Genomic DNA, 6,165 nt, shown 5'->3' on the forward strand with positions numbered 1-6,165 from the left:
CTTCCGGGCTTTATATCGTTGAAAACCGGCTAACAAATTAGCGGGTCAAGTCGTCGAAGAATTTTTTGACGCCATCAAAGAAGCTTTTGGAGCGCGGACTGTTTTTCTCGCCCGTTGGGCCGCCAAAGCTCTCCTGCAGCTCTTTCAGTAGCTGTTTCTGCTTGTCGTTCAGCCCCACTGGGGTTTCTACAACCACACGGCACAGCAGGTCGCCCTGAGCACCGCCGCGAACGGACTTCACGCCTTTACCGCGCATGCGGAACAGCTTACCGGTCTGGGTTTCGCCCGGGATCTTCAGATTGACGCGACCATCCAGGGTAGGCACTTCAATTTCACCACCGAGCGCCGCCATGGCGAAGTTGATCGGCACTTCACAGTACAGGTTGTTACCTTCACGCTCGAAGATGGCATGCTGCTTCACCTGAACCTGAACGTACAGATCGCCTGCCGGTGCGCCGTGCTCACCTGCTTCACCTTCACCTGCCAGACGGATGCGGTCGCCCGTATCCACGCCTGCCGGGATTTTGACGGACAGGGTCTTGGTTTTCTCAACGCGACCATGACCGTGGCATTTAGTGCACGGATCTTTAATCAGCGTACCGCGGCCATGACAGTGAGGACAGGCCTGCTGTACTGCGAAGAAGCCCTGACGCATCTGCACCTGACCGGAACCGTGACAGGTTGGACAGGTCTGCGGCTGGGTACCCGCTTTCGCGCCGCTGCCGTGGCACACGTCACACTCTTCCAGCGTCGGGATACGGATCTCTTTGGTGACACCGCGAACGGCCTCTTCCAGCGTCAGCTCCATGTTATAGCGCAGGTCTGCGCCGCGCGCTGCGCGCTGACGACCACGACCGCCGCCAAAGATATCGCCGAACACGTCGCCGAAGATGTCGCTGAAATCAGCACCGCCGCCAAAGCCGCCGCCACCGAATCCGCCGCCGCCCATGCCGCCCTGTTCAAAGGCTGCGTGGCCGTACTGGTCATAGGCCGCACGTTTTTGTGCATCGGTCAGGACTTCGTAGGCTTCTTTGATCTCTTTAAATTTTGCTTCAGCCTCTTTATCCCCCTGGTTGCGGTCCGGGTGGAATTTCATGGCCAGGCGCTTATACGCCTTTTTGATTTCACGCTCTTCCGCAGTTTTCGGAACGCCTAAAATCTCGTAATAGTCTTGCTTTGCCATTGGTTTTTTTAAGCCCCTTAACATGCGAGCACGGGCGTGGAGAGTTCTCCTACGCCCGTGCCGATTAATTACCCTGCATCAGGGCGATTATTTTTTGTCTTTAACTTCTTCGAACTCAGCGTCGACAACGTCGTCGTCTTTCGCGTTGTTCGCGGAAGCGTCAGCGCCCGCTTGCTGCTGCGCGTGCTGCTGCTGAGCAATTTCCATCAGCTTCTGGGAAGCCTGTGCCAGCTCCTGCATCTTCGCTTCGATATCCGCTTTGTCTTCGCCTTTCAGAGACGTTTCCAGCGCAGTCAGTGCAGCTTCGATAGCCGTTTTATCTTCCGCTGGCAGTTTGTCGCCCGCTTCTTCAACCTGCTTACGGGTGCTGTGCAGCAGATGGTCACCCTGGTTACGGGTCTGAACCAGCTCTTCGAACTTACGGTCAGATTCCGCGTTCGCTTCTGCTTCACGAACCATTTTCTGGATCTCTTCTTCGTTCAGACCGGAAGAAGCCTTAATGGTGATCTTCTGCTCTTTACCGCTGTTTTTGTCTTTCGCGGAAACGTGCAGGATACCGTCAGCATCGATATCGAAGGTCACTTCGATCTGCGGCATGCCGCGTGGTGCCGGGTTGATACCATCCAGGTTGAACTGACCCAGAGATTTGTTATCAGACGCACGTTTACGCTCACCCTGCAGCACATGGATGGTTACCGCAGACTGGTTGTCTTCAGCGGTAGAGAACACCTGGCTGTGCTTGGTCGGGATAGTGGTGTTTTTAGTGATCAGCGCAGTCATCACGCCGCCCATGGTTTCGATACCCAGAGACAGCGGGGTAACGTCCAGCAGCAGAACGTCTTTCACTTCACCGGTCAATACACCACCCTGAACGGCAGCACCGATAGCAACGGCTTCGTCCGGGTTAACATCTTTACGTGGCTCTTTACCGAAGAACTCAGCCACTTTCTTCTGGACCATTGGCATACGGGTCTGACCACCAACGAGGATAACGTCATTGATATCAGACACGGACAAGCCAGCATCCTGCAGAGCAACTTTCAGTGGCTCGATAGAACGGTTCACCAGGTCTTCGACCAGGCTTTCCAGTTTTGCACGGGTCACTTTGATGTTCATGTGTTTAGGACCGGTCGCATCTGCAGTAATGTACGGCAGGTTAACGTCGGTCTGCTGAGCGGAAGACAGTTCGATCTTCGCTTTCTCAGCGGCTTCTTTCAGGCGCTGCATTGCCAGCGGGTCGTTACGCAGGTCGATGCCCTGATCTTTCTTGAACTCGTCTACGAGGTAGTTGATCAGACGGGTATCGAAGTCTTCACCACCCAGGTGGGTATCACCGTTGGTTGCCAGAACTTCGAAGGTTTTTTCGCCGTCAACTTCGTCGATTTCGATAATAGAGATATCGAAGGTACCACCACCCAGGTCGTAAACCGCGATAGTGCGGTTGCCCACTTCTTTATCCAGACCGTAAGCCAGAGCCGCTGCGGTAGGTTCGTTGATGATACGTTTTACTTCCAGACCTGCAATACGGCCAGCATCTTTGGTAGCCTGACGCTGAGCATCGTTAAAGTAGGCAGGTACGGTGATAACGGCTTCAGTTACTGGCTCACCCAGGTAATCTTCAGCAGTCTTCTTCATTTTTTTCAGCACTTCAGCAGAGATCTGCGGTGGTGCAGTTTTGGTGCCTTTCACATCAAGCCATGCATCGCCGTTATCTGCTGCGATGATTTTGTAAGGCATGATAGAAACGTCACGCTGAACTTCTTCGTCCTGGAAGCGGCGGCCGATCAGGCGTTTAATCGCAAACAGGGTATTTTGCGGGTTTGTCACTGCCTGACGTTTAGCCGGCTGACCAACCAGAGTTTCACCATCCTGGGTATAAGCAATGATAGAAGGCGTGGTGCGATCGCCCTCGGCGTTCTCCAGCACGCGTGCAGTAGTGCCGTCCATAATCGCTACACAAGAGTTGGTCGTACCCAGGTCGATACCAATAATTTTACCCATCTAAACGTCTCCACTAAAAATTCAGTCAACATGTGGTTGTGTACCTGTAATAAGGGCAGAACGTGCTTTTTCAACTGCCCAGATTTGATTTTTTTCAGGTCCACACACTGCGGTTGACTACAAGATGGGGTCGCTACGGCATCCATCAAGGGGCAAGCGTAAAAAAATTTTTAATTTCACCCTGATGAGATCATAGACGGCATCGATTGCGCCCATTATGATGCCGCGCCCCGTCAGGGAGTAATGACGCGGGTTTAACCATTTCACCATATTAATGATGATTTTTTTGAGGACTTATGGGCAACACTAAGTTGGCTAATCCGGCTCCGCTGGGCCTGATGGGTTTTGGCATGACCACTATCCTGCTGAACCTGCACAACATCGGGATGTTCCCGATGGATGGCATTATCCTGGCGATGGGCATTTTTTACGGCGGCATCGCACAAATCTTCGCGGGTCTGCTGGAATATAAGAAAGGCAACACCTTCGGCTTAACCGCCTTCACCTCTTACGGCTCGTTCTGGCTGACGCTGGTCGCTATCCTGCTGATGCCTAAAATGGGTCTGGCAGACGCAGCGAATGCCCACTTCCTGGGCGTGTATCTGGGTCTGTGGGGCGTCTTCACCCTGTTCATGTTCTTCGGCACGCTGAAGGGGAACCGCGCGCTGCAGTTCGTCTTCCTGAGCCTGACCGTACTGTTCGCCCTGCTGGCCATCGGCCACCTGGTGGATAACGAAGGCATCGTACACGTTGCAGGCTGGATTGGCCTGGTATGCGGCGCAAGCGCTATCTACCTGGCCATGGGTGAAGTGCTGAACGAGCAGTTCGGCCGCACTATTCTACCGATTGGTGAAAAACACTGATTCGTCTGTCGTGCCCGCCTCGCGGGCACGATTTTCCCCTGACTGCCGAAGCCAAATCCCCAATACCAGCCCCATTAACGACAACGCCAGCACGTACCAGGCCGGCGCCAGGGGAGACACCCCCATTAATACCGTCACCGCAATCGGCGTCAGTCCGCCAAAGATGGCATACGAGACGTTGTAAGAAAATGAGATGCCGGTGAAGCGCACCTCAGGCGGAAACGCGCGTACCATCACATACGGTACCGCCCCGACAACGCCTACGCACAGGCCTACTACACCGTACAGCAGGAACAGCTGTTCAGGGTGGCTGCCTGCCAAATGGTAAAACGCCCAGCTTGATACGGCCAGTAACAGGCTGCCGACGATAAAGGTCACGCTGGCACCGAAGCGATCGACAGCCAGCCCGGCGGCAAGACAGCCAAAGCAAAGCATAATGGTCGCGATACTGTTCGCCTGTAACGTCACTGCCGGGGCGAACCCGTACTGTTTTTGCAGCCAGACCGGCGACATCAAAATCACCACCACGATGCCCGCCGAGAGCAGCCAGGTGAGCAGCATCGACACCACGACCGCTTTTTTATGGCGCACCACCACGGCTTTGACCGGCAACTCCTGAGCCAGCGCTTTGCGCTGCTGCATCTCAAGGAAAATCGGCGTCTCCTGCAACCAGCGACGCAGGTACATCGCCACCAGGCCAAACGCTCCGCCCAGCAGGAACGGTAAGCGCCAGCCCCAGTCGTGCACAGCCTGCTGCGTCATGCTGGTGTTTACAATGGTCGCAACGACGGAACCAAGCAAAATCCCCACCGTTAACCCCGCGGTTAAGGTGCCGCAGGCGATACCAATGCGGCGCGCCGGAACATGTTCCGCAACAAACACCCACGCCCCCGGTACCTCACCACCGATCGCCGCCCCCTGAAGAATACGCATCAGTAGCAGCAATAACGGGGCAACAATACCCATTGAGGCATAGGTTGGCAGCAGGCCAATCGCCAGCGTCGGCACGGCCATCAGCAGGATACTCAGGGTAAACATTTTCTTGCGCCCGACCAGATCGCCAAAGTGCGCCATCACAATGCCGCCCAGCGGACGTGCCAGATATCCGGCAGCAAAAATGCCGAAGGTTTGCACCTGTCGCAGCCATTCCGGGATATCCGCCGGGAAGAATAACTCCCCTACCACAGCGGCGAAGAAAACAAAGATGATGAAGTCGTAAAACTCCAGCGCGCCGCCCAGAGCGGCGAGCGTGAGGGTTTTGTAATCCTGTCGATTCAGAGGTCGGGTGTTATGTGACATAGCGAACCATTGTGCATGTTTTGTGGATTATTTTTTACAGCAATCGTAAAGAAAAAATTACTATATCGTAAATCCATTTACACGCCACTGCGGCTGACGCTAATGTCACATTTTAATTAATTTCAGGAGATTGTCTCGCGGCGGGCGCTTTTAGGACGAAATGCTGCTACCACTTTGTCGTCCGTCTCGACGTACGGTCCCTCCAGCAACTGTATACAATACGGTACACTTGCAAAGATGCCGTGGACGATGACGCTGCCATCCTCCGCTTTCAGTCCTTCCAGCGTCTCTTTGATGGACTTCGGCTGGCCCGGCAGGTTCAGAATCAGCGCCTGTTTGCGGATCACCCCCACCTGGCGAGACAAAATGGCCGTCGGGACAAAGTGTAGACTGATCTGACGCATCTGTTCACCGAAGCCTGGCATTTCACGATCGGCAATCGCCAGCGTCGCGTCCGGGGTAACATCGCGGCGCGCAGGGCCGGTTCCGCCCGTCGTCAGCACAAGGTGACAGCTCATTTCATCCACCAGCTCACACAGGGTCTGCTCGATGATTGGCTGTTCGTCCGGGATCAGGCGGGTCTGGATCTCAAACGGGGTGGTCAACGCGCTTGCCAGCCACTCTTCCAGAGCAGGGATGCCTTTATCCTGGTAAACGCCGCTGGAGGCGCGGTCGGAAATCGACACTAAGCCGATGCGTAAGGTATTCATATCCATTCCATTCAAAAAGTACTGATTAAAGGGAATGATACACGCAGAGGGGAAATTCAGACAGAGTACGAAAGAAGTAGCGTGACCGGGGACCCGGTCACGCAGAATG

Annotated in this window: 5 protein-coding genes; 1 reads left to right on the forward strand and 4 read right to left on the reverse strand. The window is 54.7% G+C overall.

The window, feature by feature from the left end; translation table 11 throughout:
* Positions 1-37 precede the first annotated feature (37 nt).
* Together dnaJ and dnaK are read right to left on the reverse strand one after the other, a co-directional pair.
* The gene (dnaJ, locus tag L977_RS02355) at positions 38-1,183 is read right to left on the reverse strand and encodes a molecular chaperone DnaJ (protein WP_014830600.1); all 1,146 of its coding nucleotides are present in this window, start codon (positions 1,181-1,183) and stop codon (positions 38-40) included.
* An 87-nt stretch (positions 1,184-1,270) separates the two neighbouring features.
* Positions 1,271-3,184, reverse strand: coding sequence for a molecular chaperone DnaK (gene dnaK / locus L977_RS02360; RefSeq protein WP_014882491.1), 1,914 nt, complete (start codon positions 3,182-3,184; stop codon positions 1,271-1,273).
* A 296-nt stretch (positions 3,185-3,480) separates the two neighbouring features.
* Here dnaK and satP point away from each other — a divergent pair, with 296 nt between their 5' ends.
* Positions 3,481-4,047, forward strand: coding sequence for an acetate uptake transporter (satP, locus tag L977_RS02365; protein ID WP_023332055.1), 567 nt, complete (start codon positions 3,481-3,483; stop codon positions 4,045-4,047).
* On the opposite strand, the gene L977_RS02370 is transcribed toward satP, so the two are convergent.
* Together L977_RS02370 and mog are read right to left on the reverse strand one after the other, a co-directional pair.
* Positions 4,024-5,346: an MFS transporter gene (locus L977_RS02370; protein WP_023332054.1), complete on the reverse strand. Its 1,323-nt coding sequence runs from the start codon at positions 5,344-5,346 to the stop codon at positions 4,024-4,026. The genes satP and L977_RS02370 overlap by 24 nt on opposite strands.
* Positions 5,347-5,468: 122 nt before the next feature.
* Complete coding sequence (mog, locus tag L977_RS02375; RefSeq protein WP_032637529.1) at positions 5,469-6,056, reverse strand: molybdopterin adenylyltransferase; 588 nt, start codon at positions 6,054-6,056, stop codon at positions 5,469-5,471.
* Between the last annotated feature and the right edge of the window lie 109 nt (positions 6,057-6,165).

This window comes from Enterobacter sp. ZOR0014 (assembly GCF_000798855.1).
Lineage (GTDB): Bacteria > Pseudomonadota > Gammaproteobacteria > Enterobacterales > Enterobacteriaceae > Enterobacter > Enterobacter kobei.

Coding starts and splice junctions, on each gene's coding strand:
- L977_RS02370 (WP_023332054.1), bottom strand. CDS start 5,346: ATGTCACATAACACCCGACCTCTGAATCGACAGGATTACAAAACCCTC.
- satP (WP_023332055.1), top strand. CDS start 3,481: ATGGGCAACACTAAGTTGGCTAATCCGGCTCCGCTGGGCCTGATGGGT.
- dnaK (WP_014882491.1), bottom strand. CDS start 3,184: ATGGGTAAAATTATTGGTATCGACCTGGGTACGACCAACTCTTGTGTA.
- mog (WP_032637529.1), bottom strand. CDS start 6,056: ATGAATACCTTACGCATCGGCTTAGTGTCGATTTCCGACCGCGCCTCC.
- dnaJ (WP_014830600.1), bottom strand. CDS start 1,183: ATGGCAAAGCAAGACTATTACGAGATTTTAGGCGTTCCGAAAACTGCG.